This is a genomic window from Glutamicibacter halophytocola, from assembly GCF_001302565.1.
GTDB lineage: Bacteria > Actinomycetota > Actinomycetes > Actinomycetales > Micrococcaceae > Glutamicibacter > Glutamicibacter halophytocola.
In genome coordinates this window covers 1,620,119-1,644,023 of record NZ_CP012750.1, presented here as the reverse complement: position 1 = coordinate 1,644,023, position 23,905 = coordinate 1,620,119, and the positions used below count along the sequence as shown (strand labels likewise).

Genomic DNA, 23,905 nt, shown 5'->3' with positions numbered 1-23,905 from the left:
CTTTCCGTTTGTTTAGTTGCGATAGCGAAGCTTTACGCTTTCAACCGCGAAGACACCATATTTGATAAGAAGTGCCCGATATTCACCAATACGCAGGCGGGAAGCAGAATCCATATCATCCACTTTTCCGCCAGCCCTGGCGTCCCTGCAATGGCCGAAATGATGGAGCACAGGAGAATGAGCAAGCTCAGCTCCACAGCATGCAGCAAACGGTGGAATGGAAGGAATCGCGCCATCGCGCGTAAACGTCCAATAGCAGTCGCGGTAGAGACAGCTCGCGCGGCAGCAGTATCCGGAAGCTTCGGCAAACCAGCCATGCCCCGAGCAGCGTGGACCATCAGGGACTGCGAACGATTGAGGACCAGCAGGACAGACAAGCAAGCACCCATGAACAGGACAGGCCATGCCTGTGCACTCATCGCGCCGTCGACCGAGAGTTCTTTGAACACCCGGTAACCCAGCGCAATGGGAATCAAGGCTTCCGTCGTATGGTGCCCCACCATATCGATGAAGATTCCACGTGGCGACTGGGAGGCGCGCCACCGCGCCACCTCGCCATCAGAGCAATCTAAATACAGCTGGACTTGCGACAAGACAACCGCGAGAACAGGACCCCAAATACCCGGTATGAGTAGCGCAAGCGACATGCACCAGCCGGCAAGGATCATCAAACCGGTGACTCCATTAGCCGTGATGCGTGTTCTGACCAAAACTGCCGTCAGGTAAATGGAAATATGCCGAAGATAGAGTTCGGCGGTCCAGTGTTCAGCGTTCTTCCGAGCTTTCACCTCAGGTGGCTGGCAGACAGCTCGGAGCTGGTCCAGCGTCGGATTCTTTGGGCGGTCGACAGTCACTTGACCCGGCCTTTATCCAAAGTTCCGCCGGCGCCAAAGATGCGCCCCTTGAGGTACCCGGCGGCCCACGGAAGATGAATTGATTGGAACGCGCCAGCGGTAAGGAGTTTCTCCTTGAGCCCTTCGCCCTTGGAAGCAAAGCCAGCAGCCATCGTTGCCGCCACATAGACGAGCGGCGCCGAAGCGGCAACATTGATCAGGGACTGAAGGGCACGGGGTGCGCGATCCTTGGTCAAGGGCGCAACGATCAAGGCAATCGACCCGAGACCCACTCCGGCAAGAAGCAGGGGCGGAATATCATGCCGCAGCGATTTTCCTTCCGGGAATCGACGTGCGATTTCACCGCGCCACGTGCCAGAAGCATAGGACTGCCGTGCCAAGGCCTTGAAGTTCTCGCGCGGGTAGTAACCGACCTTCAGTTCAGGGTCGAACCACACCTTGTGGCCAGCCTGGCGAATTCGAAGGCAGAGCTCCCAGTCCTGGGCACGCCACATGTTCTCGTCGTAAAAGCCGACCTCGTCAAACACTTCGCGGCGAAAGATTCCTAGATAAGCGGACTCAGCTTCGCCCTCGGGAGCACCAGAATGATACGCGGGGCCACCAAAACCGAATTTGGAGTGGTAGGCCGCTGCGATGGCCCGTTGTACTGTTGTACGGCCCCGAGCGTCCATCAGCCCGCCAACATCGTGGGCTCCGACGCGATACAGCGTCTCTACCCCACGACGGGTGTAGTTGGATGGAAGCTCGCTGTGCGCATCTACGCGCATGATGATCGGATGTATTGACTCCTTGATTGCCAAATTCAGCGCAATCGGCGTACGGCCTTTGGGGTTGTCAACCAGGGTGATGCGGGAGTCCGCTTCAGCCAGGCGGCGCGCAACAGCATCGGTGTCGTCGGTACTCGGACCGAGCGCAATAACCAGCTCCTTTTCTCCGTCATAGTCCTGGGTGAGAATCGAGTTGACAGCCTCTTCCAGGTAGTCGGCCTCGTTCAGCACTGGCATGACGTAGGATACGCCGGGGAATTCAGTCATTCGTCTCTTACTTCTTGTGCTTCTGGTAGGCCTTGATCACGGTGTCCGGGTCGCCGTCCATTTTCTGGACACCCTTTTCAATCCAGATGCACCGATTGCAGGTTTCCTTGATTGAATTCATTGAGTGCGAAACCAGGAACACGGTGCCGGCATTCTCGCGAATTTCACGGATCTTGGCTTCACTGCGCTTGCGGAACTTCGCGTCGCCCACTGCCAAGGCTTCATCGACAATAAGGATGTCGTGTTCCTTGGAAGCTGCGATGGCGAATTTCAGACGTGCAGCCATTCCTGAGGAGTAAGTCCGCATGGGCAGGTCGATAAATTCTTCCAGCTCGGCAAACTTGGTGATTTCCTCACGCATATGTTCGACCTGCTCACGGTTGTATCCCAAGGCCAGACCGCCCAAGGTGATGTTCTTGTCGCCAGAGAGGTCCGGAATCAGGGCAGCGCCGACGCCCAGAAGGCTCGGGCGCGAACGCGCATAGACCGATCCAGCCGCAGGAGGCGTCAGTCCGGTGATTGCACGCAATAGCGTCGACTTACCCGAGCCGTTGGAACCGATGATGCCAATGGATTCATTTTCGTAGGCAACGAAGGAAATACCCTTGAGCGCATGTACCGTACGCACGCCACGCATCTTTGGCTGCAGTAGCCTCCGCGCACCTGCATTGCCCAACGCTTTGCCACTGGAGAACACCTGGTATTTAACATGCAGGTTGTCCACCATGACTACCGGCGTACGGGATTCATCAACGGTCAGCGTGGAAGACTTGATGTCTTCCGGCTTAACGACATCGATGAAGGACGTATCGTCAGAAAAAATCGGTGCGGGTTCATATTCAGGGTGCAACCCGGGGTTGATCAGATCATCAAAACTAATTGGCACGGCCGTAACGCTCCTCAGCCTTCCAGAAGAAAATAAGTCCCACGACAAGAATCAGAAGAGACCAGACAATTACAACGACCCAGCCCATCGGATCGTATTCAGCATTGTCCATGATCATCCCTCGCGCTAGCTGCAGTGTCTGATACAGCGGGTGGAAATCAAAGACGGTTACCAGCCACGGCCAGTGGCTGAGAATTCGATCGACGCTGAAGAGGACGCCGGAGGTGTAGAAAAGCATGCGTGTGACCAGCGGAAGAATCTGCGTGAAGTCCCGCACGTGGACCGTGATCCTGGCACAAATGAGGGCAACACCCATGTTGAAAACACTGAATATTGCAATGAGCGGAATGATCCCGAACCATGACCACTTTGGCGTTGTGCCCAGAATCATCGAATATATGAACATGACGGCAACCATTGGCATCAGAGTCAGCAAGTTCTGGGTGATCTGAGCAACCGGCAAGCTGAGGCGCGGAAATGAAAGGGATTGAACCAAGGCGGAGTTGCCTGTGATCGACTTTGCCCCGCCATTCATCGAGCTGGTGAAGAACTCAAAGAGGAAGACACCGATAATCACGAAAACCGGGAAATCTGCAGCTTTTTTGTCGCCTTGCAAGACACCAAAAATCACGCCATACATGATTGCAATCATGGTTGGCTTGAGAACTACCCAGAGCATTCCCAAACGGTTTTGTTGATTCTGCTTCTGAACTCGAGCTTTCGCTAATTCATAAATGAACTCACGACGCTCCCAAGTTTGCCTCAGATAGTCGCCCAACGAAGGACGCGCACCTACACGGTGCAAGCCGAACTTGTCGGCCTCCTCTGCAACTGTCATGCTCAAAAGTCCTCATTCTCGAATGCCAACTGTCGCTTGGTTAGTAAGCACAGATGTTCAAAGTCTAGTAGATAGGATCCGTCATCCACGTGATTCGACAGGTGCATCCACGCATTTGTCACACCGATCACAGTGTTTACTCTGTTTCGGGAGGATTCTCTTCCAGATACTCTTGCATCGTGTCTGTCCGCAGCGCTTCACCAATTTGGGCAATCGCCAATTCGCTAGCTAATTCAATGGACTGACCGTCAGCAGTCATCGATGTTCCGGCGGTGGGCATGGTGAACATTGCCATGTTCTGAGTATCGACATTTTTGAGCTGCAATCCGAGCCCGACGAGGGTGGCCGCATCGAAGTCTTCGTCGAATGTCAGATACGGCGACACGGTGTCGACAATGTCGTACAGCTTCACCGGGTTGGTGAGGGTGTCAGACGAAAGAAGTTTATTTGCAGCTGCGGCGATGAACTTACGCTGGTTGGCTACTCGCTGGTAATCGCCATTGGTAAAAGATTTGCGTTCGCGAACGAAGCGCAGTGCGCGGTCGCCTTCGAGCTCAATGCTTCCAACTGGGTAGAAATAGTCGGTGTCGTTAGCAGTGAACGGGATGTCATTGTCTACAGTGACTCCCCCGAGTGCAGTTGATAGTTCCTTGAATCCCTCAAAATCAACCATGGCGACATGATCGATTTTGGTGTCAAAGAGGCCTTCAACCGTCCGCATTAACAACGGAACCCCACCCAGCGATACGGCAGCGTTCAACTTGTTGCTCCCGTATCCAGGAATATCCACGTACATGTCGCGAACCATGGACATGACGTAGACCTGTGAGCGGTCTTCTGGGATATGCACCAGCATCATCGAATCGCTGCGCTGTTCCACGGCTCCGCTCAGTGCGGCAGAACCGTCACTGTCATCCGCTGCATGGTCAACACCGAGCATCAGAATGTTCATCGACTTATCGTCGGGGTCTTTCACTGGGCGCGCTTCCTGATCAGCGTCAGAAAATCCAAGGGCCAGCGAGTTGGATTTGGAATTGAACTGCCGCTGGAGGTCAAAGACGAAATACCCAGCGCCAAGTACGCAAACCAGCATTGCCGCCACCACGGCGACAACTATGTTTCTCGTTCGCTTCTTCCTCTTTCGCTCAACTTCATTACGCGCGCTTCGAGACGCAAATAAGAATTCTTCAGGTTCTTCGTGTTTCAAATCATCTCCACCCGGGCTACCAAACTGAAGCCAACGGACTATCCGGGAGACTTCACGCAAAGAGCAAGCATACATAGGCTACTTGTGATTATGCTGAGTGCATTGACCGGAAACCAGAGTGATAAGCGCCACGCGATTAGAGGCATAGAAAATTAGGTTAGATGGTGCCGCTAAATTCGGTGAATATATTCAGAAATCTATTCCCTCGTAAAATACGCAATTGAATCAGAATCGATAAGTGGGAGCACATTTTCTCCGGAGCCATGCGAGGGGCAACCACCCGGCTTTCTAACCCGGATCTGCAGCTTCCACTTCGCGCGGTCCGCAAAGAGGAGCATCTACTGCGGCCGACAGTGGCGAGTATAGTAACCGGAGCATGCCTTCAGAGATCCACGTCGCAGATTCTTGGTCTGCTTGGTCAGTCGCCATTTTCAAACTTCGATGAGTTGGATTCAAGAATATGCAGTCTGACTCTTCAGCGATGGGACTCACACCTAGGACTTCACAGCCGGCCACGGATTAGCAGGTCCACCCGTTAAACTTTGAGCAATCGACAAACACCCATGCATCTTGAAGCGAGATCCGAACGTGCCTGACGTAAATAGGGATAGAAAAATGTCAATCCGACAAAAAGCAGCATTTGCACTTGTGCTGTTCGTTGTATTGGCTGTCACCCTTGTTCCCGCTATCCAAGGCATCGTCTCGGCTAACAGCCACGCTGTCGATGCAACTCCGAGCGCATCACCCACACATCCTTCCGGGGCAAATAATTTTGACCGGGTGCTGTTTGCAGGGGACTCGATCAGTGTTGGCCGCGACGCACGGCTACTACCTCAAAGCTTCCGCGCCATCACGTCACGGAGGCTCAGGACGACCGGAACCCAGTCCATCACAACCGTGGCCAAATCTGGAGCGAAGTTGAATTACATCGCCCATAGCAAAACCATGCCCAAGAACCTTGATCTCGCAATCATCGAGCTGGGCACCAATGACGCCGGTGGCAATACACCGACCGTTGCCTTTCGCAAGGAGTACCAGAATTATCTGAAAAGGATCAAGGCCCACTCCCCTTCAGTAGAATTCGTCTGCTTGGGAGTCTGGTACCGTCCAGAAACTAAAATCGCGCAGGATCTGGATACCATCATCAAAGAAACCTGCGCACAAAACAGTGGAATCTTCATTCCGCTGTCAGACCTTTACACAAATACCCATAATCGCGGGCCGCGAGGAACGAAGACGTGGAAGGGGAAGTCCGACTTGTTCCACCCCAACACGCAAGGGCATCTGGCTATAGCCAAAAAAATCATCAAGGGATTATCCCTGCCCGCATCCTAAATTAGGGGCGGGCACAATTCTGATGTCACCAGAGGGCATCCCGCTCGCATAGGACCCGACACCGATTCTTGAAGATGATCTCAATCCAGAGCAGAACGTCTCGTTTCGAGACAACAATGGCGACCTAGTTCTAGAACTAGGTCGCCATCACTTTATAAAAACCGCAAAAAGCTTGGGGACAAAGGCTGCCAGAATTTCTGTCGAAGCAGTCCGTGCCTAATTAATCGTCGATCTTAGCAACGAAATCTTTCAGCCAAGCCTTCAGGCCGGCGCCAAGATCCTCGTGATCTACTGCGAGGGTGATGTTGGCCTGCAGGTAGCTGAGCTTGTCGCCCGTGTCGTAGCGGCGACCGCGGAATACAACTGCGTGAACGCCGGAGCCTTCGCCTTCAGCGGAAGCCAATACTTGCAAAGCGTCAGTGAGCTGAATTTCGTTGCCACGACCTGGGGCGGTGTGCTCCAGGACTTCAAAGACGCGCGGGTGAAGCAAGTAGCGGCCGATAATTGCCAAATTGCTAGGCGCCTCGTCTACGGCAGGCTTTTCTACCAGACCATTGACCTTGACGAATTCTTCGCCTTCGACAGCTGAAACATCAGCGCAACCATAGGCGCTGATCTGCTGCGGCTCCACCTCCATCAATGCGATGACCGAGCCACCCGTCTTCCGCTGCACGTCGGCCATGATTGAAAGAAGCTCATCGCGCTCGTCTATCAGGTCGTCACCGAGCAACACTGCAAATGGCTCGTTTCCGACGTGCTGCTTGGCGCAAAGGACTGCGTGACCGAGCCCCTTGGGATCTCCCTGGCGAACGTAGTGAATATCGCCGAGGTGGGTAGCTTCGTGGATTGCGTCCAGTTTCTTCTTGTCACCCTTGGCTTCCAGCGAGTACTCCAGCGAAGGAACACGGTCAAAGTGGTCTTCCAATGCTCGCTTGCTACGACCCGTAACCATCAGCAAGTCAGTGAATCCTGCCTTTACTGCCTCGGACACGACGTACTGAATTGCAGGTTTATCGACTACCGGCAGCATTTCCTTCGGCATTGCCTTGGTTGCTGGCAGGAATCGAGTTCCGAGTCCTGCGGCTGGAATGACTGCCTTGGTGATGGCCCGTTGATTCATATTAGGAAAACCGTCCGAGTTGGTTTGAGGGAACTTTCAAGGGTCTCATCTTATATCTACCCTGTGTAATTACAAATTATATTGAGATGCGGTCAGCGCATCAGCCTTTTCATGACGGCGCGCGGAAAGTATTCCGCGACGTCTCCGCCCAGCGATTGCACTTCCTTGAGAAGCGACGACGACAAGTGCGTATACCGGGAATCAGCCTGCAGAAATACGGTTTCGACACCGGTCAAGTGCCGGTTCATCGTGGCCATTGGGATTTCGTAGGCATAGTCGACCGTGCTTCGAAGCCCCTTCACGATTGCCTCGGCTCCGTGCTCTTTGCAAAACTCGGCCAATAGTCCTTGGTCCATCGGAATTGCGCTGACGCCGCGCAGTCCGCCCACGGTTTCCTCGACCATGGCCACTCTCTCATCTTCGCTAAAGCGGTATTTCTTCGAGTAGTTGGTGGATACCGCTACGATCACCTCGTCAAAAAGGCTGGCCGCGCGCGCGATGATTTCGACATGACCATTGTGAATCGGGTCAAAGGAACCGGGACATACTGCTCTTCGCATGAATTGAACTTATCAAGGATTGGCGCCGATTGTTGGAACTTCGGTGAATGTCCCGTAACGATTCGTCGACTCAATGAATAACATTTAACTGTGGCACGTCCATAATGAACCTATGAGCATTTCCATGACTCCTTGGCAGAGAACAGCACACGGCGCGAATTTGCTAGACGCATCCGGCCAGCCCGGGGTGACCATCTTTGAAGAGATTACCGCTCTTGCCAATCAGCATGAAGCCATCAACCTGGGTCAAGGATTTCCGGATACGGAGGGCCCAGCCGAGATTCGGCAAATCGCCGTTGACGCAATACTTTCCGGCGCAAATCAATATGCGCCCGGTTCCGGAATCCTCCAACTGCGCCAAGCCATCTCGGAGCACCAGAACCGTTTCTACTCATTGGATATTGATCCCGAGACCGAAGTAGTCGTCTCCACCGGCGCAACCGAAGCCATCGCGGCGGCGTTGCTGGCCTTCTTGGAACCCGGCGATGAAGTGGTGACCTTCGAACCGTACTATGACTCTTATGCAGCAATGATCGGCTTGGCCAATGCGCAACACAAAGTCGTTCAGTTGAAAGCTCCGGCTTTTGAGCCGAGCATAGAGGGACTGCGTCAAGCCGTCACAGACAAAACGCGGGTCATACTCATCAACAATCCGCATAACCCAACAGGAACGGTGTTCTCAACACAGGTCCTCAATGAAGTCATTGCCCTGGCGCACAGGCATGACTGCATCATTGTTGCCGACGAAGTCTATGAACATCTGACGTTCGGTACCAAACATGTGCCAATCGCCAGCTTGCCCGGCGGCTTCGAACGCACAATTACAATATCTTCCGCCGGCAAGTCGTTTTCATTTACCGGCTGGAAAGTCGGTTGGGCAACCGGTCCAAAGAACTTGATCACCGCGGTTCGCACCGTAAAGCAATTCCTCACGTATTCTTCAGGCCCGGCTTTTCAACCTGCTGTCGCCAAGGCCCTGGACCTGCCGGTGGCCTTCTTCGAAGGTTTCGCCTCTGAACTGGCAGATGGCGCGCAAATTCTTGCCGACGGGCTTGAAAACGCGGGTATTCCGGTGATCAGGCCCAAAGGCACTTACTTTCTTGTGGCAGATATCAATAGCTTCAGGCATAGCGACGCCATTGAGGTCGCTCGCAAAATGCCGGCATCGGTGGGAGTTGCTGCTATTCCGTTGTCAGTTTTCGTGCATCCGGAAAACGTATCCAGCTACCAGGGGTTGCTGCGCTTCGCATTCTGCAAGAAACCCGAGGTCCTCTCCGCTGCGGTTAAGAAACTGCAGCTGCTCCCCGAGGTCCTGAACCGATGAGCAATAAGACACCAAAACGCTGGCTGGGATTCGTGCAGGTACATGCCACGATCTACGATGACGACCTGATTCCTGGTTCCAAAATCCTGGCCATTGGCGATGCCCCGCAATCACACGTCAATTTGGTGCACCCTGAGGATGTCTTCTACGAATATTTGGCACGCATTGCCAATCACCTGCAGGTATTGCGCAGTCCCGATAAGCCATTGAGGATGCTTCATCTTGGTGCAGGAGCACTAACTTTGGCGCGCTGGGCCAGCATTGCCTACCCATCGAGCAGCCACGTGGCGGTCGATATTGAACGAGAACTTCTCGATTTTGTCCTCACGCAATTGCCCCTGCCTGCCAACTGCAAGCTCACACCCCTCGTGGCCGATGCCCGATCGGTTTTGGCTGAGGAACTTGCCGGAGAAAAATTCGATGTAATCGTCCTCGACATCTTTTCCGGTCCGGAGGCGCCCGAGCATCTGACAGTCCCCGAGTACTACACCGAGCTCAGGGAATCACTGGCTTCCGACGGGTTGCTCTTCGTCAACGTCGGCGACGATCCCCCCTTGCGATTCACAAAATCACAAGTTGCAGCGGCACGCTCTGCTTTTAACTTCGTGATGCTCAGCTCAACCCCGGAGATGTTTACGCAGAGATACCCGGGCAATCTCATCCTCACCGCTTCAAGGCAAGAGATTTCCGAGGATCTGGTCCAGCGTTGCCAAGACGCCGGACCCTATCCTGCAGAAGTTCGCTCTGGCCTAGACCTCGACAGGTTCAGCAAACCATAGGTGAGTTTCTCCGTACTTCTTGTCGGAGAAATTCACCAACTGGCTTGGCCATTGCGGTTCTGGCGAACGGCTCGACCGTTCAATAACGATGGTCGCGTCTTCGGCCAGGATTTTTGAGATTTTCTGCAAAGTTACCGCGAGCTCAGGTTCGGTCAGCGGATACGGCGGATCCAGCAGGACCAAGTCGAAGGTTCGGCTGGGCAGACCAGAAGCCGCATTCACATAGCTGTCCAATACGGCATCAACCGAGCCTCGTTGAACAGAAACCGTTGTCGATTTCAGCACCTTATTGACTAGTGCCGCGTTTTGCTGGCAGACGCTGGCCGCTTTGGGCGCCTTCTCAACGAGAACTACCTGTCGTGCTCCCCGGCTAGCGGATTCAATTCCCAATGCGCCCGAACCCGCGAAGAGGTCCAGAACCCGTGCCCCGGCAAGAAGGTCCCAGCTTTCAAGGCGGGAAAAAAGCGCCTCCTTGACCCGATCCGTTGTTGGTCGAGTCGCGTCCCCGGGAACCGATTTCAGCGGCTGACCTCCAGCTGCACCAGCAATAATTCGGCTCATTCCACTCTCTCCTGCTAATTCTTGTTCAAGAATTCTTTGGTTGACTCGTCGGCCCAAGCGCCGGCTATTTCCACAAGACGCGGATACTTTTCTTCCCACAACGGCATCTTCATCAGCGCATCGACATGGTTGCGCGCTTGTTCGATAACCGTACGGTCCTTGATGATGCTCAGCTCCTTCAGGGACGATTGGCTGCCTGACTGCTGGACACCCAGGATGTTCCCTTCACGCCGTTCGGCCAAGTCTGCCTCGGCCAGTTCAAAACCATCCATCGTGGACTCAATCGTTTTCAACCGCGAGACGGAAGCATGGTCAGCATCAAGCCAGGTCGTCATCAGACAGGTCCCCGGCAACCCGCCTCGTCCTACACGACCGCGCAGCTGATGAAGCTGCGAGATCCCGAATCTCTCTGCATCCATGATGACCATCAGTGTCGCGTTGTGCACGTCAACGCCAACCTCAATCACCGTTGTCGAAACGAGTATGTCAATTTCGCCTCGAGCAAAGGAATCCATGACTTGTTGTTTCTGCACGGATTCAAGTTGCGAATGCAAGGCCTCTATGCGGATACCAGCAAACTCAGGCATGCCAGCCAACTGCTCTGTCATCGCCTCGACGCTCATGGTTTGGCCAGATGGCTCATCATAGGTTGAAAGAAGCACGCCTTGCTCTGCAGCAGTATCCGTAATCCGCGGGCACACCACATAGACCTGATGTCCCTTGGAGACTTCTTCGGTCATCCGCGAATATAACCGCTGGCGATACCCGGAAAGCTGCATGGGAACAATATGCGTTTGAATCGGTGCACGGCCAGCGGGCAGGCGCTTGATAGTTGATGTATCCAAATCGCCGAAGACCGTCATGGCGACCGTTCGAGGGATCGGGGTCGCGGTCATCACCAGCGTATGCGGGAGGGCATCGCCTGATTTTGCCCGCAAGGCATCGCGCTGTTCCACCCCGAATCGGTGCTGTTCGTCAACAACGACCAGCCCAAGTTCGGCAAATTGGACTTGGTCGCCCAATAGGGCATGCGTACCGATAATGAGGCCGGTTTCCCCACTGGCTATGCCCAGCAGTGCCTCGCGTCGTTGAGCTGTTTTTGCCGAACCCGTCAGCAGAGCAACTCCGGTGCCTTCGCCTTCGCCGAATAGGCCTGGCTCCGCCAGCGCACCGAGCATTTTCTTGATGGATGCAAAGTGCTGTGCGGCGAGCACTTCGGTGGGGGCCAAGAGGGCTGCCTGGCCGCCGGCATCAATGACCTGGAGTATGGCTCGCAACGCAACGATGGTCTTTCCCGAACCCACTTCGCCTTGCAGCAGGCGATGCATCGGGTGGGCCTGTGACAAATCAGCAGCGATTTGATCCCCGACTTGGAGCTGATCCACGGTCAGGTCGAAGGGCAGCTGGCTTTCGAATCTCTCGGCCAGCCTCCCGGCAACCCGGGGACGGGCAATCGCTGGCTGTGTGCCCAGCTGGCGGCTGCGCTCAGCCAGTGAAAGCTGGAGAATGAATGCTTCTTCAAAAGCAAATCGCTGCCTCGCGATGTAGGCGTGCTTGATCTCACGAGGTGCATGGCGTTCTAAAAAGGCCCTGTGGCGTTCGGGATAACGATGGGAGCCCAGGACTTCCTCGGGAAGGAACTCAGGCAGGTTGTCTTCTGAAAGGTGTGGGAGCAACAGACCCATCAAATCGCGGATCCGCTTATTCGGCATCTTCGCTGAAGCCGGATAAATCGGGATTGGACGAGGATCAGCTTGCGAGGCTTCGTCAAGAACAGCATAGTCCGGCTGGCTCAACTGGAGGTGGTCCTGGTACCAGCCCACTTTTCCGCTGAACATGGCGATCGTTCCAACGGTCAAGTCCGTGCGTGCCTGGTAGCCGTTGAAGAACGTCATTTTCAGTTCTTGCCCGCCTGAGCTGAGCTCATCGCTGACCGTCACCTCGAAAATGAATCCGCGGCGGGAGTGCATCTGTCGCTGGCTGACGTCGACTACTTGCGCGACGACGGTGACATGTTCATCGAAAGGCAGCTCCGCTATGGGGGTAAGTTCGCCCACCTCAACGTAGCGACGCGGAAAGTGCCAGAGGAAATCCCCCACCGTTGTGTAGCCAAAAACCTTTTCCAAGGCCTGGGCATTCTTGCTGCCCAGGTAGCTGGCAAGCTCTGAATCCTCGAATTGCACAGAAGACTGATTAGTCATCGTGAGTGCAGAGGTCGGTTACGCTGACATTCACCGGTTCACCATACTTGCCAATGAGTTCAAGCGCGGGCTGGGCTTCATCGACATGCACGTGCACACGCCATCGATATGTATCTTCTTCCAGCTGATTCACCGGAGACATGATCACCGAGTTGCCCATGGCATCCAGCTGGCCGCGCAAGGTCGCTGCGCCCAGCGCGTCCAGCGAAACGGTACACATTACTTCTACGCCCGATTCTGCCTCGCGATTCAGATGCACATGGGGGTCTTGGATCTTATAGCCGTGGAAATCCTCATAAGAGGTAAAGTCGGTGTCCGCGTTGCGGATTGCAGCGCATAATTCATCAATGATGATCAGCATGCCCACGGCACCGGCGTCTACAACGCCTGCTTCAAGCAACGGCGCAAGCTCAGTTTCGGTACCTTTGACGGCAAGCTGCGCGGCCTGCTTCATCTGAACCAATAGCGTGTCCAGCGCGGCACGGCTTTCATGGTCGGTTTTGATATGGGCCAGCGTAGACCCAGCGGCCAAGGCGATCGCATTGATCACCGAAAGCATGGTGCCCTCCACCGGTTCACTCAGCGCGGACCAGGATCGGACTTTTGCCCGCTCCAGGCCGAGGGCAAGCAATGGAGCCGTCAAGCGCTCGTGCCCAATCCACGGTTCGCTCAGGCCACTGAGGAATACGGCGAAAAGGGTGCCGGAGTTGCCGCGCGCTGATTCCATTGAGGCTCGCGCGGCAACTTCGAGAAAACCACCGATATCGTCACTTTCCAATTCGCTGACAGCATCATGGCCAGCCCGCGCGGTGAGGTAGAGATTGCTCCCTGTATCGCCGTCGGCCACCGGGAAAACATTGATGGCATTGAGCCGGTCAGAATGGTTCCCGAGACTCTTGACGCTCCGCGCAAGCCATTCGTTGATGGCACGCACGGAAGTATCGAGCTTCTGGGGGGTCATGGAAAGTCGGTCCTTAAGTGGTATTACTGTGACAGGTCTGTTGACGCTACGAACTCGTCCACAGTGTCATTCTGAAGTGCTTCGCCGAACTTGTTGATGGTTTCCATATCTGGAATTACAATCGACTGGCCATCAGCGGAACGCCCCGGGCCATTGTTCGGAAGGGTGAAGAACGTCATGTCGTCAGAGCGGATATTAAGCATTGACGAGGCGATTCCCGCAATCTTAGCCGAATCCAAGGTGTCATCAACTGCGACATACGGCGCGATCTCGCTAACAACATTCTGGATCTTTGACGGGCTCGTCAAAGTTTCCTTCGACAGGATTTGACCGATCAGGGCCTTGACGAACAGCTGCTGGTTTTTCACGCGGCGGTAATCGCTGCCGCCGGCGCCGGTGAAGGCCTTGCGCTCGCGAACAAAGGCCAGGGCGTTATCGCCATCGAGCTTTTGAACGCCCTCTGGGAAGTAATATCCCTTGGCGTGTACCGGAGTGAAGGCGATCGGGTTATCGATCGTCACTCCGCCAACGGCGTCAGTCAGTCCCTTGAATCCTTCGAAGTCAATCGAAGCCACATGGTTGATGCGGATGCCAAAAAGCCCTTCGAGGGTCTCTACGGCCTTGGGCACGCCACCACTGGCAAATGCACGGTTGATCTTGGCCGTTCCAACGCCCGGAATGTCCAGCCAGGTGTCACGCATGATCGAAGTGACAAAAACGTTCTTTCGATCTGACGGGATGTGAACCAGCATCATCGTGTCGGAGCGGCCGCCGTTGGGAAGCGTTGCAAAATCATCGCCTTGTTCATCTTCGGAGCGCTCTTCACGAGTGTCCGTTCCGAGCAAAAGAATATTGATAGCGTCTTTGGATTCGTCCTTGACCTCAGGACGAGTTTCCTCAGCCGGGAAAGCATCAGCAAGCTTGTTGCTGTTTTCATCAAAGGTGCGTGCCAGGTTCCAGGCGTAAAGCCCGGCAACCAGCGCTGCGATCACCATTACGGATAGAACACTTAAAAGTACTACACGCCCAGTGCGCTTCTTCTTTGCATGCTGCCTTGCTGGCTGCTCTTCGAAGGACATATGCTACCTTTCACAGTTTCAACTCAATACATCTTATCTTTCAGATAGCCGATGTACGCTTATAACGTGTCTAAAATCAGTGTCACAGCCCGACTGTCACCAAAACTTAATCCAAAAGCAGGCCAATTAGTCCGCAGCGCCATAGTTGGAGCGCTATTTTTGCCTCTTCTCACCGCATGCTCATCTGTGGCAGCTGTGGATGCGGCTCCGGATGCTTCCAATCCACTCTGCGCAGACATGATGGTAGTTCTTCCAGACATTATCGGTGATGCTGATCGCCGCACCACTACATCGCAGTCGACCTCCGCGTGGGGCGATCCATCCAAAGTGGTTTTGCGTTGTGGTGTTCAAGTGCCGACGCCCACCTCTGACCCGTGTGTTTCGGTCAATGATGTTGATTGGGTTGCCCACGAAGACGACAAGACCGGAATATGGACGCTGACGACGTACGGCCGTACCCCGGCGACCGAAGTAGTACTTGATCCGAATGTCATTCCTTCAAGCACAGTGCTCGCGTCACTCGCTGATGCCGCAGCAAAAATTCCAGCACAGAAGGCCTGTGTCAGCGTGGATAAATCAGAGCAGCTGTAGTCAACAGGCTGTACACGCAACTAATAATGGTGTGGTGCTCCGAATTCGGAGCACCACACCATTATTAGTTGGTTATCGAAGACTTACCGCAGCCCGACGTTTCGTTCAGTTGCCAGGGCAATGAGCTCATTGATCAGCTCACGGTAGTCAATTCCGGTCTTGCCCCACATCTGCGGGTACATGCTTGAGGGCGTAAAGCCTGGCATGGTGTTGATTTCGTTGATGATCCATTGGCCATCCGGCGTGTAGAAGAAATCAACACGTGAAAGGCCCTCGGCATCCAAGGAGTCAAAAGCCTTGACTGCAAGCTCGCGGATTTCCGCGGTGGCCTCTTCGCTGAGTTCTGCAGGACAGCTCAATTGTGCCGCGGCGCCATCTACATATTTGGCTTCAAAATCATAGAATGTGTGGCCGTTATCAGCTACGACAATCTCGCCTGGCAATGAGGCTCGCGCAGCAGAACTACCACGGCCTTCCAGCACTCCGCATTCGATTTCACGACCAGCAATTCCCTGCTCGACAATCACCTTGGGATCTTCGGCGCGTGCAAGCTCCACTGCAGCTCGAAGCCCAGAAGGAACGTCGACCTTGGTGATGCCGACAGACGAACCGGCACGGGCTGGCTTCACGAACAGCGGGTATTCCAAATGCTGGCAACGGGCCAGGGCCGCCTCGCTGTCCCGTAGCCACTGCTTGTTGGTGATAACTTCATACGGGCCGACGTTGAATCCGGCTTGTTCAAAAATCACCTTCATGAAGTGCTTGTCCATGCCCATGGCGCTGGCGGCGATGCCGGAGCCGACATAAGGCACTCCGGCGGTTTCCAACATGCCCTGGATGGAGCCGTCCTCGCCGAAGGGACCATGTAGCAGCGGGAAGACAACATCCACTTCTGAAATCTCAGAAATCTTTGCGTTGCCGAAGGCCTGGAGCGATGTCTTATTTGGTTCAGGAGACAGCTGTACAGGGTGGTCGATGGAAGAGATCTCGGGCAGCTGCCCGGAGTCCAGTGCCCATCCTTCCGGATCCTTGTCCAACAGGGTCCATCCTCCATCGCGGGTGATACCCACGGGAATGACGTCAAAGCGTTCACGATCAATGGCGTGCATAACGCCGGCCGCGGTGACGCAGGATACCGAGTGCTCAGAAGAGCGTCCTCCAAAGAGGAGCAGGACACGAGGCTTGCGATCGGTCATCAGTTCAGTTCCCCTTCGGATTTCAGTTCACGTGACAGCAGGCGCGCTGCCATGTTTTCAACGCTCAATGAGCCTTCAAGCACCATGACAACTGCTTCCGTAATTGGCATTTCGACTTCATGGGCACGAGCCAGATCGAAGACTGCACGGGCAGACTTGATGCCTTCGGCAGTTTGGGACATGCGGTCGTTGACTTCATCGAGGAAGAGTCCCTGCCCCAGCAACCGTCCAGCGGTGTTGTTGCGCGAGAGCGAAGAAGAGCAAGTTGCCACCAAGTCACCGAGGCCCGACAGGCCAGCCAAGGTATCCAAGCGACCGCCAAGCGAGAGCACGAGCCTGGTGGTCTCGGCCAAGCCACGGGTGATCACCGTGGACTTGGTGTTGTCTCCCATGCCCATGCCATCGCACATGCCGACAGCGAGGGCGATGATGTTCTTGACGATGCCGCCAAGCTCCACGCCCAACACGTCATCGTTGGTGTAAGGGCGGAAATATGGTGCAGAGCAAAGCTCAGCGATCCACTGTGCAGTTTCCGGATCGGTGCAGGCAACCACCGAAGCCGTTGGCTGCTCGCGGGCGATTTCCATGGCGAGGTTCGGTCCGGACAGCACCGCTACGCGTTCCTCGGGGAACTGGGTAACTTCGGCGATCACTTCACTCATGCGCTGATCGGTACCGCGTTCAAGGCCCTTCATCAGCGAGAGCAGCACGGCTTCTGGCTCAAAGTATTTCTTGAAAACGGCCAGTTCGCGGCGCAGCGACTGAGATGGGATAGCCAGCACGACCAGGTCCGCGCCCTCCAGGACTTCGCGCTGGTTTGAGGAAGCCGAAATGTTGGCCGGAAGCTTGGTCTCGCGAAGGTACCGGGAATTGGTGTGGCGTTCATTGATCTCGTGGGCTGCGTCATCCCGGCGCGCCCAGATCTGCACTGGGATGCCTTGGTCGGCAACGGAGTCTGCCAATACCTTGGCAAAGGTGGTACCCCAGCTGCCGGCACCCATCACGGCGATCTTACGTGGAAGCGGCTTTGTCATTATCAGTCCTCTAGAAAGTGATGATGTGGAGTAATGATTAATTATCCGGTTTTTCGAAGCTGCGGCCAGTTTGCGCCTGACCGTGTTCGCTGGGGTCCCAGCGCTTGGCTGGCGGTTCTTCTTCACGCAATTCAGCCTGCAAAACAGTGATCGCATCCATGATGCGGTTGGTGGCCTCCTGGAGCACGGTGCGAGTTCGAGGTCCTTCCCGCAAGTCATCCAAGTTTACCGGCGCCCCAACAGATACGGTCACGTGCTTGCGCGGGAAGAGATACATCTTCTTGGAATATCTCGGCAATAGCTCCTGATCGCCCCAATGGGCCATGGGCACAACCGGTGCGCCAGTCTGCAAGGCAAGACGTGCGGCACCGGTGCGGCCAATCATTGGCCAAAGGTTTGGATCCCTGGTGAGCGTGCCTTCAGGATAGATCACGATTACTCCACCGGCATCCAGGACCTTCTGGGCCTGCTTCAGGGATTCAGCAGCGCTAGCTGAGCTCCGGGAAACCGGAACCTGCCCGGTGGTGCGCAAGAACCAGCCGAGTACCGGCGGCTTGAAGAGCGACTCCTTGGCAAGCCAACGGGGAAGCCTGCCATTGCTGTAAATCGCGTGTCCAACTACCAGCGGATCAATTTCAGTCAGGTGATTGGGGCAGACGATGTAGCCACCTTGCGGAAGGTTTTCAAAACCCTTCCATGACCTGCCAATCAGCCCGTTCATCACTGGCCGGACAATTCCTGCCAGGACTGAAAAGACTCGCTTGGTTTTTGCAGACTCCCCCGGAGCCAGGATCTTAACCACGGACAAGATCCCCTTTTTTAGTTGCTCAACTCAACATTGGCGCCCAAGCTCTGCAGCTTGTCCATGAAGTGCTCGTATCCGCGGTTGATGATTTCAATACCGGTGACACGGCTGGTTCCCTCGGCAGCTAGTGCTGCAATCAGGTGGGAGAATCCGCCACGGAGGTCTGGAACGTCAATGTCAGCGCCGGTGAGCTTGGCAGGGCCTACGACAACAGCGGAGTGCTTGAAGTTGCGCTGGCCAAAACGGCAAGGAGTGGAACCGAGGCAGTCGGTGTGCACCTGGACCGTGGAGCCCATGCGCACCAGTGCGTCAGTGAATCCGAACCGGTTCTCGTAGACGGTTTCGTGGATCACGGATACACCCTTGGCCTGGGTCAATGCGACAACCAGCGGCTGCTGCCAGTCAGTCATGAAGCCCGGGTGAACGTCGGTTTCCAGGATCAGCGGGTTGAGGTCTCCGCCTGGGTGGTAGAAGCGAATGCCGTTGGACTTGACCTCGAATTCGCCACCGATCTGGCGGTAGACGTGAAGGAACGCGGTCAGGTCGCGCTGCTGCGCATCCTGCACGAAGATATCTCCCTTGGTGACCAGTGCCGCTGAAGCCCACGACGCGGCCTCATTGCGGTCTGGCAGGGCGGTGTGGTCAAAACCGGTGAGCTGGTCAACGCCCTGAATGCGGATGACGCGGTCACGGTGCACGGAGATGATGGCGCCCATCTTCTGCAGCAGCGAGATGAGATCCAGGATTTCCGGCTCAATGGCTGCGTTGCTGACTTCCGTGACGCCCTTGGCACGAACGGCCGAGAGCAGTACCTGTTCGGTGGTGCCGACGCTTGGGTACTGCAAGGAGAGCTTGGCACCGGTCAATCCGTTGGGAGCCGAGATGCGGATGCCGTCTGGAGCCTTGTCCACCACTGCGCCAAATTCGCGCAGGACCTCCAGGTGGAAGTCGATTGGACGGTCGCCAATGCGGCAGCCGCCAAGATCAGGGATGAACGCTTCGCCCAACGAGTGGATCAGCGGCCCGCAGAAAAGAATGGGAATGCGAGAGTCGCCTGCATGGGCATCAATGGCCTGGTTGGAGGCCGTCTTGACTTCGGTTGGATCCATGGTGAGATCACCGGTGGTTGGGTCCTGGTCAACCTTGACACCATGTATTTCAAGCAGGCTTCGTACTACGACGACGTCTTTGATTTCCGGCACATTGCGCAGAACCGAAGGAGTGCCACCAAGCAGAGCTGCGACCATGGCTTTTGGCACTAGGTTCTTTGCTCCACCGACTCGTACGGTGCCCTCAAGTGGAACACCACCATGGATCGTCAAGATCTTACCCATGTATGAATTACCTCATCGCGTAGTCGTTATCGCCCGCCGAAGCTTCTGAGCTTTCGAACTGGCAGGACTAAGCAAGCATACCGCTTATATACCCGCTGGTATGTTCAGTTCATCCCGTGGCGCACACATTGTGAGCATGCTTTCAGCCACGTCACGACACTGAGCGGCGCGTGCGTCCCAAGAAGAGCAGAAGGCCCGCTCTCCCGCTATAACAACGGAGAAGAGCGGGCCTATTATTCCAGCTTGGAGAAGAAGCTCTCAATCAGCAGTCAGCGCAGGCAGTGTCTGGGGCTTGTGTGCCGGACGCCGGGCTTCGTAGGCCGTGATGGCCTCCTCCTGCTGCAGGGTCAGGCCAATATCATCCAGGCCCTCCATCAAGCGCCAGCGGGTGTAGTCGTCGATCTGGAAGGGTGCCGAAATCGAACCGCAGGCAACGGTGCGGGATTCAAGATCCACGGTCACGGTAGTGCCCGGATTGTTTTCCAGCTCTTTCCAGATCAATTCGATGTCGCTTTGCGCAACCTCGGCTGCCACCAATCCCTGCTTGCCGGAGTTGCCGCGGAAGATGTCGGCAAATCGGGCTGAAATCACGGCTTTGAAGCCGTAATCCTTCAATGCCCAGACAGCGTGTTCGCGCGATGAGCCAGTGCCGAAGTCAGGTCCGGCGACCAGCACGGATCCGGCATTGAACGGCTCCTTGTTGAGGATGAAGTTCTCGTCGCGGCGCCAGCCGGCAAACAAGGCGTCCTCGAAGCCGGTGCGGGTGATGCGCTTGAGGTACACGGCAGGAATGATCTGATCCGTGTCCACGTTGCTCTGCCGCAGCGGAACACCAATGCCGGTGTGGGTAATAATCTTTTCCATCGTGGTAATCCTTTCTAGACTGCGGCCGGAGTGTTGGCCAGGTCGCTTGGCGAGGACAGGGTTCCACGCACTGCGGTTGCTGCCGCGACCAGCGGTGAAACCAGGTGGGTGCGCCCGCCCTTGCCCTGTCGGCCTTCAAAGTTGCGGTTGGAGGTCGATGCGCAACGCTCCCCCTCGTCCAGCTGGTCGGGATTCATTCCCAGGCACATGGAGCAACCGGCGAATCGCCATTCGGCCCCGAAGTCCTTGAACACCTGGTCCAGCCCTTCAGCTTCCGCTTCCAGGCGGACCCGCGCGGATCCTGGCACAACAATCATCCGGATCGCCGGATCCTTGACCTTGCCCTTGATGACTTCCGCTGCGGCGCGCAGGTCTTCCATTCGGGAGTTGGTGCAAGAACCCAAGAAGACCGTATCCACGCGGATATCCTTCATCGGGGTACCGCCGGTCAGCCCCATGTAGTTCAGCGCACGCTCACAGGCCTTGCGGTCATTCTCGTCTTCGAAGTCTTCGGGCGAAGGAACGCTCTGGGACAGCGAGACTCCCTGGCCCGGGTTGGTCCCCCAGGTGACAAATGGCTCGAGTTCATCAGCGTTCAAGAACACTTCTGCGTCAAACTGGGCACCTTCATCGGAGTGCAGCTGTTTCCAGTCTTCGACTGCCGTGTCCCAATCCTCGCCCTTTGGCGCGTGCGGGCGGCCCTTGACATACTCGAAGGTCGTCTCATCCGGGGCGATCATTCCGGCGCGGGCGCCTGCCTCAATGGACATGTTGCAGATGGTCATGCGCGCGTCCATGGACAGCGAGCGGATTGCCGAACCCCGGTATTCCAGCACATAGCCCTGGCCGCCGCCGGTGCCGATCTTGGCGATGACGGCCAGGATGATGTCCTTGGACGTCACCCCCGGCTTCAGCGTGCCTTCGACATTGATGGCCATGGTCTTGAATGGCTTCAGGCTCAAGGACTGGGTGGCCATGACGTGCTCAACCTCTGAGGTGCCAATGCCGAAGGCCAAGGCGCCGAAGGCTCCGTGTGTTGAGGTGTGCGAGTCGCCGCAGACCACGGTCATGCCCGGCTGGGTCAGGCCCAGCTGCGGACCGACCACGTGAACGATGCCCTGTTCCTTGTCGCCCAGGGAGTGCAGGCGAACACCGAATTCCTTGCAGTTCTCACGCAGGGTATTAATCTGGGTGCGGCTGGTCAAGTCGGCAATGGGCTTGTCGATTTCGAGCGTGGGAGTGTTGTGGTCTTCCGTCGCAATGGTCAGGTCTGGTCGGCGCAACTGTCGACCGGCCAGGCGAAGGCCTTCGAAGGCCTGCGGGGAGGTCACCTCGTGTAGGAGGTGAAGGTCAATGTAAATCAAGTCCGGCTGGCGGGACTCTCCATTTCCTTCACCTTGGCGCACAACATGTGCGCTCCAAACTTTTTCTGCCAATGTCTGGGGCGACTGCATGGCGGACATGCGACACACTCCTCAAGCTACGTAAATTGTGGTAGTTCAACTTTGACACTTCACAGATAGTCATTTCCAGTATGCGGACTTGAATCTCAAATAATGAGACGTGATACTGGAACCATGACAATAGGTAGCGGTGTAGGTGTTCTCGATAAAGCGGCAGCCATTCTCAATGCACTGGAAAACGGTCCAACATCCCTGTCACAGCTGGTGGAGTTGACCGATATTTCGCGCCCTACGGTGCACCGCATCGCGCAGTCCCTTGTTCACCACGGGCTGGTAGGCAGGGATATGCATGGCCGCTTTGAACTCGGAAACCGCCTCGTGGAATTGGCAAGCGCTGCCGGCGAAGACCGGTTGGTCAGCGCGGCTGGACCGATCCTCATCAAGCTGCGCGACCTCACCGGCGAGAGCACCCAGATTTTCCGCAAGCAGGGCGACTTCCGCGTCTGCATTGCCAGCGCCGAGCGCCCCATTGGCTTGCGCGACACCATTCCTGTTGGGACCCAGCTGTCAATGAAGGCAGGTTCCGCTGCTCAGGTCCTTCTGGCATGGGAAGACAATGAGCGGATGGTCGAAGGGCTACACCACGCACGCTTCACGCCAACGATCTTGGCCGGCGTGCGCCGTCGTGGATGGGCCCAGTCCCTGGGAGAACGTGAACCTGGCGTCGCTTCTGTCTCCGCTCCAGTACGTGGACAGTCTGGCCGCGTCATCGCAGCGCTCTCATTATCCGGACCCATAGAACGCCTCACCCGGCAGCCCGGAAAGATCCATCATGAAGCGGTCACCAGCGCAGCCCATGAACTATCCGAGCTGCTTCGGGTCCAGAACGATCACGCCTAGAAAGCGCGCTGCAACCTCAGCAATAGGCTAGCTGAAGTGGTCAAAGCCGGCGTTTGCCGTCACGGTTTTCCCATCAACGGTGACCAGGGAGCGTCGGCCGCTGCGTGCCTTGGCGACACCGAGAACGGTGAATTCTTCAGGTACCTCGGCATCTGCCGGGAAAGCAGCAAGAAGTCCGAAGTCTTCACCGCCATGGAGCACCCAATCCATCGGATCGGTCTTGGTCAGCTGTGCGGCGGGGGCTAGCCGCGCTGCAAATTTCTGCAATACCTGGCGCTCGAAATCGATGCTGACACCGCTGCTCTTGGCCAGTCGCGCTGTATCGCGCACGAGGCCATCAGAGAGGTCCATCATGGCGTGGGCACCTGCTTCTGCGGCACGGGGGCCAGAACCAAGAGGCGGGACCGGCTTGCATTGCGCTTCAGCTATGCGGCGCACCGCCCTGCTCCACGTGCTTGCACTGCTGCCATGCTCCAAAACCGACAGGCCAGCTCCGGCATCACCCAGACGCCCCGCCACCGCGATCACGTCGCCTGGCTTGGCACCGCTGCGCAGAATCTTTCCATGCGCGGTTTCTCCCAGTACGGTAGTCGTCACCGAGATTTCCGTTGATTTTCCGAGATCTCCGCCGAGAATAGTCAGCTCTTTGGCCCCCAGCGCATTGATTGCGTCGGCAATCCCCTGGGCGAAATCCTTGACCCATTCAAGAGACGTTGTTGGAGGCAGCGACAAGGAAATCACCGCACCGGTGGAACGGCCACCCATCGCGTTGATGTCCGAAACGTTCTGCGCAATGGATTTCCAGCCAATGTCGTAGGCACGGTGTTCAAGACCGCTTGGCCAGATCAACTTGAAGTCCTGGTTTTCGACAAGAGTATCGACTGAAACCAGGATCTCTGTTCCTTGGACATTCAGTGCGCCAGCATCATCGCCTGGACCGAGGTTTGCCGTGCGCGAGTCAAGGAGCGGAAGAATAGTATCAAGTATTCCTTGTTCGCCAAGGTCTCCGACGGTTGCTTCAGGCTGATTAATAGTCACA

Annotated in this window: 23 protein-coding genes; 5 read left to right on the top strand and 18 right to left on the bottom strand. The window is 56.0% G+C overall.

The window, feature by feature from the left end; genetic code table 11:
* Window positions 1-32 precede the first annotated feature (32 nt).
* From AOZ07_RS07545 to AOZ07_RS07525, 5 genes are all read right to left on the bottom strand, one after another.
* The gene (locus tag AOZ07_RS07545; protein WP_060701443.1) at window positions 33-854 is read right to left on the bottom strand and encodes a CDP-alcohol phosphatidyltransferase family protein; all 822 of its coding nucleotides are present in this window, start codon (window positions 852-854) and stop codon (window positions 33-35) included.
* A complete protein-coding gene (locus AOZ07_RS07540) occupies window positions 851-1,888 on the bottom strand; it encodes a glycosyltransferase family 2 protein (protein ID WP_060701442.1) in 1,038 nt (345 codons plus the stop codon). The genes AOZ07_RS07545 and AOZ07_RS07540 overlap by 4 nt, the downstream gene beginning before the upstream one ends.
* Window positions 1,889-1,895: 7 nt before the next feature.
* Entirely contained in the window at window positions 1,896-2,753 is an 858-nt protein-coding gene (locus tag AOZ07_RS07535) for an ABC transporter ATP-binding protein (RefSeq protein ID WP_084793388.1), read from the bottom strand.
* A 10-nt stretch (window positions 2,754-2,763) separates the two neighbouring features.
* Window positions 2,764-3,612 (bottom strand): ABC transporter permease, encoded by an 849-nt coding sequence (locus tag AOZ07_RS07530; RefSeq protein ID WP_060701441.1) that lies wholly within the window; start codon window positions 3,610-3,612, stop codon window positions 2,764-2,766.
* A gap of 136 nt (window positions 3,613-3,748) precedes the next feature.
* Window positions 3,749-4,819 carry an LCP family protein gene (locus AOZ07_RS07525; RefSeq protein WP_060701440.1) on the bottom strand — a complete coding sequence of 357 codons (1,071 nt, stop codon included), beginning with the start codon at window positions 4,817-4,819 and terminating at the stop codon, window positions 3,749-3,751.
* 615 nt (window positions 4,820-5,434) lie between these two features.
* On the opposite strand from AOZ07_RS07525, the gene AOZ07_RS07520 reads away from it, so the two are divergent.
* On the top strand, window positions 5,435-6,154 hold the full coding sequence (locus AOZ07_RS07520) for an SGNH/GDSL hydrolase family protein (RefSeq protein ID WP_060701439.1): 720 nt from the start codon (window positions 5,435-5,437) through the stop codon (window positions 6,152-6,154).
* Between the two features lie 220 nt (window positions 6,155-6,374).
* Here AOZ07_RS07520 and galU read toward each other — a convergent pair whose 3' ends face one another.
* Window positions 6,375-7,274, bottom strand: coding sequence for a UTP--glucose-1-phosphate uridylyltransferase GalU (galU, locus tag AOZ07_RS07515; RefSeq protein WP_060701438.1), 900 nt, complete (start codon window positions 7,272-7,274; stop codon window positions 6,375-6,377).
* 92 nt (window positions 7,275-7,366) lie between these two features.
* Window positions 7,367-7,834, bottom strand: a complete 468-nt coding sequence (gene coaD / locus AOZ07_RS07510) for a pantetheine-phosphate adenylyltransferase (protein ID WP_060701437.1) — start codon at window positions 7,832-7,834, stop codon at window positions 7,367-7,369.
* A gap of 112 nt (window positions 7,835-7,946) precedes the next feature.
* Between coaD and AOZ07_RS07505 the strand changes: the two genes are divergently transcribed.
* Together AOZ07_RS07505 and AOZ07_RS07500 are read left to right on the top strand one after the other, a co-directional pair.
* The gene (locus tag AOZ07_RS07505; protein WP_060701436.1) at window positions 7,947-9,158 is read left to right on the top strand and encodes an aminotransferase class I/II-fold pyridoxal phosphate-dependent enzyme; all 1,212 of its coding nucleotides are present in this window, start codon (window positions 7,947-7,949) and stop codon (window positions 9,156-9,158) included.
* Window positions 9,155-9,937 carry a spermidine synthase gene (locus AOZ07_RS07500; RefSeq protein WP_060701435.1) on the top strand — a complete coding sequence of 261 codons (783 nt, stop codon included), beginning with the start codon at window positions 9,155-9,157 and terminating at the stop codon, window positions 9,935-9,937. The genes AOZ07_RS07505 and AOZ07_RS07500 overlap by 4 nt, the downstream gene beginning before the upstream one ends.
* Here AOZ07_RS07500 and rsmD read toward each other — a convergent pair.
* The 4 genes from rsmD to AOZ07_RS07480 are packed head-to-tail and all read right to left on the bottom strand — an operon-like array spanning window position 9,908 to window position 14,655.
* The gene (gene rsmD / locus AOZ07_RS07495) at window positions 9,908-10,498 is read right to left on the bottom strand and encodes a 16S rRNA (guanine(966)-N(2))-methyltransferase RsmD (protein WP_060701434.1); all 591 of its coding nucleotides are present in this window, start codon (window positions 10,496-10,498) and stop codon (window positions 9,908-9,910) included. The genes AOZ07_RS07500 and rsmD overlap by 30 nt on opposite strands.
* A 14-nt stretch (window positions 10,499-10,512) precedes the next feature.
* Window positions 10,513-12,699, bottom strand: a complete 2,187-nt coding sequence (locus AOZ07_RS07490; protein WP_060701433.1) for an ATP-dependent DNA helicase RecG — start codon at window positions 12,697-12,699, stop codon at window positions 10,513-10,515.
* Window positions 12,692-13,660, bottom strand: coding sequence for a DAK2 domain-containing protein (locus AOZ07_RS07485; protein WP_060701432.1), 969 nt, complete (start codon window positions 13,658-13,660; stop codon window positions 12,692-12,694). Before AOZ07_RS07485 ends, AOZ07_RS07490 begins: the two co-directional genes overlap by 8 nt.
* Window positions 13,661-13,683: 23 nt before the next feature.
* Window positions 13,684-14,655: an LCP family protein gene (locus AOZ07_RS07480; RefSeq protein ID WP_236995293.1), complete on the bottom strand. Its 972-nt coding sequence runs from the start codon at window positions 14,653-14,655 to the stop codon at window positions 13,684-13,686.
* Window positions 14,656-14,814: 159 nt separating this feature from the next.
* Here AOZ07_RS07480 and AOZ07_RS18140 point away from each other — a divergent pair, with 159 nt between their 5' ends.
* Complete coding sequence (locus tag AOZ07_RS18140) at window positions 14,815-15,330, top strand: DUF3515 family protein (protein ID WP_417935219.1); 516 nt, start codon at window positions 14,815-14,817, stop codon at window positions 15,328-15,330.
* Window positions 15,331-15,413: 83 nt separating this feature from the next.
* On the opposite strand, the gene AOZ07_RS07475 is transcribed toward AOZ07_RS18140, so the two are convergent.
* From AOZ07_RS07475 to leuC, 6 genes are all read right to left on the bottom strand, one after another.
* Window positions 15,414-16,526: a D-alanine--D-alanine ligase family protein gene (locus tag AOZ07_RS07475; RefSeq protein WP_060701430.1), complete on the bottom strand. Its 1,113-nt coding sequence runs from the start codon at window positions 16,524-16,526 to the stop codon at window positions 15,414-15,416.
* Window positions 16,526-17,560, bottom strand: a complete 1,035-nt coding sequence (locus AOZ07_RS07470; RefSeq protein ID WP_060701429.1) for an NAD(P)H-dependent glycerol-3-phosphate dehydrogenase — start codon at window positions 17,558-17,560, stop codon at window positions 16,526-16,528. The genes AOZ07_RS07475 and AOZ07_RS07470 overlap by 1 nt, the downstream gene beginning before the upstream one ends.
* 37 nt (window positions 17,561-17,597) lie before the next feature.
* Window positions 17,598-18,362, bottom strand: coding sequence for a lysophospholipid acyltransferase family protein (locus AOZ07_RS07465; RefSeq protein WP_060703362.1), 765 nt, complete (start codon window positions 18,360-18,362; stop codon window positions 17,598-17,600).
* Between the two features lie 17 nt (window positions 18,363-18,379).
* A complete protein-coding gene (gene murA / locus AOZ07_RS07460; RefSeq protein WP_060701428.1) occupies window positions 18,380-19,699 on the bottom strand; it encodes a UDP-N-acetylglucosamine 1-carboxyvinyltransferase in 1,320 nt (439 codons plus the stop codon).
* 258 nt (window positions 19,700-19,957) lie between these two features.
* The gene (gene leuD, locus AOZ07_RS07455; protein WP_060701427.1) at window positions 19,958-20,563 is read right to left on the bottom strand and encodes a 3-isopropylmalate dehydratase small subunit; all 606 of its coding nucleotides are present in this window, start codon (window positions 20,561-20,563) and stop codon (window positions 19,958-19,960) included.
* A 14-nt stretch (window positions 20,564-20,577) separates the two neighbouring features.
* Window positions 20,578-22,017, bottom strand: a complete 1,440-nt coding sequence (leuC, locus tag AOZ07_RS07450; protein ID WP_060703361.1) for a 3-isopropylmalate dehydratase large subunit — start codon at window positions 22,015-22,017, stop codon at window positions 20,578-20,580.
* A gap of 123 nt (window positions 22,018-22,140) precedes the next feature.
* On the opposite strand from leuC, the gene AOZ07_RS07445 reads away from it, so the two are divergent.
* Entirely contained in the window at window positions 22,141-22,866 is a 726-nt protein-coding gene (locus AOZ07_RS07445) for an IclR family transcriptional regulator (protein ID WP_060701426.1), read from the top strand.
* 27 nt (window positions 22,867-22,893) lie between these two features.
* Here AOZ07_RS07445 and thiL read toward each other — a convergent pair whose 3' ends face one another.
* A complete protein-coding gene (gene thiL, locus AOZ07_RS07440; protein ID WP_236995292.1) occupies window positions 22,894-23,904 on the bottom strand; it encodes a thiamine-phosphate kinase in 1,011 nt (336 codons plus the stop codon).
* Window position 23,905 lies beyond the last annotated feature (1 nt).

Bases quoted from the DNA above. Each gene is read 5' to 3' on its own strand.
- AOZ07_RS07470 (WP_060701429.1), bottom strand. From the start codon at position 17,560: ATGACAAAGCCGCTTCCACGTAAGATCGCCGTGATGGGTGCCGGCAGC.
- AOZ07_RS07520 (WP_060701439.1), top strand. From the start codon at position 5,435: ATGTCAATCCGACAAAAAGCAGCATTTGCACTTGTGCTGTTCGTTGTA.
- murA (WP_060701428.1), bottom strand. From the start codon at position 19,699: ATGGGTAAGATCTTGACGATCCATGGTGGTGTTCCACTTGAGGGCACC.
- AOZ07_RS07445 (WP_060701426.1), top strand. From the start codon at position 22,141: ATGACAATAGGTAGCGGTGTAGGTGTTCTCGATAAAGCGGCAGCCATT.
- galU (WP_060701438.1), bottom strand. From the start codon at position 7,274: ATGAATCAACGGGCCATCACCAAGGCAGTCATTCCAGCCGCAGGACTC.
- AOZ07_RS07500 (WP_060701435.1), top strand. From the start codon at position 9,155: ATGAGCAATAAGACACCAAAACGCTGGCTGGGATTCGTGCAGGTACAT.
- AOZ07_RS07480 (WP_236995293.1), bottom strand. From the start codon at position 14,655: ATGGTGATCGCAGCGCTGGTTGCCGGGCTTTACGCCTGGAACCTGGCA.
- rsmD (WP_060701434.1), bottom strand. From the start codon at position 10,498: ATGAGCCGAATTATTGCTGGTGCAGCTGGAGGTCAGCCGCTGAAATCG.
- AOZ07_RS07475 (WP_060701430.1), bottom strand. From the start codon at position 16,526: ATGACCGATCGCAAGCCTCGTGTCCTGCTCCTCTTTGGAGGACGCTCT.
- AOZ07_RS07505 (WP_060701436.1), top strand. From the start codon at position 7,947: ATGAGCATTTCCATGACTCCTTGGCAGAGAACAGCACACGGCGCGAAT.
- AOZ07_RS07530 (WP_060701441.1), bottom strand. From the start codon at position 3,612: ATGACAGTTGCAGAGGAGGCCGACAAGTTCGGCTTGCACCGTGTAGGT.
- AOZ07_RS07490 (WP_060701433.1), bottom strand. From the start codon at position 12,699: ATGACTAATCAGTCTTCTGTGCAATTCGAGGATTCAGAGCTTGCCAGC.
- leuC (WP_060703361.1), bottom strand. From the start codon at position 22,017: ATGCAGTCGCCCCAGACATTGGCAGAAAAAGTTTGGAGCGCACATGTT.
- AOZ07_RS07540 (WP_060701442.1), bottom strand. From the start codon at position 1,888: ATGACTGAATTCCCCGGCGTATCCTACGTCATGCCAGTGCTGAACGAG.
- AOZ07_RS07485 (WP_060701432.1), bottom strand. From the start codon at position 13,660: ATGACCCCCCAGAAGCTCGATACTTCCGTGCGTGCCATCAACGAATGG.
- coaD (WP_060701437.1), bottom strand. From the start codon at position 7,834: ATGCGAAGAGCAGTATGTCCCGGTTCCTTTGACCCGATTCACAATGGT.
- leuD (WP_060701427.1), bottom strand. From the start codon at position 20,563: ATGGAAAAGATTATTACCCACACCGGCATTGGTGTTCCGCTGCGGCAG.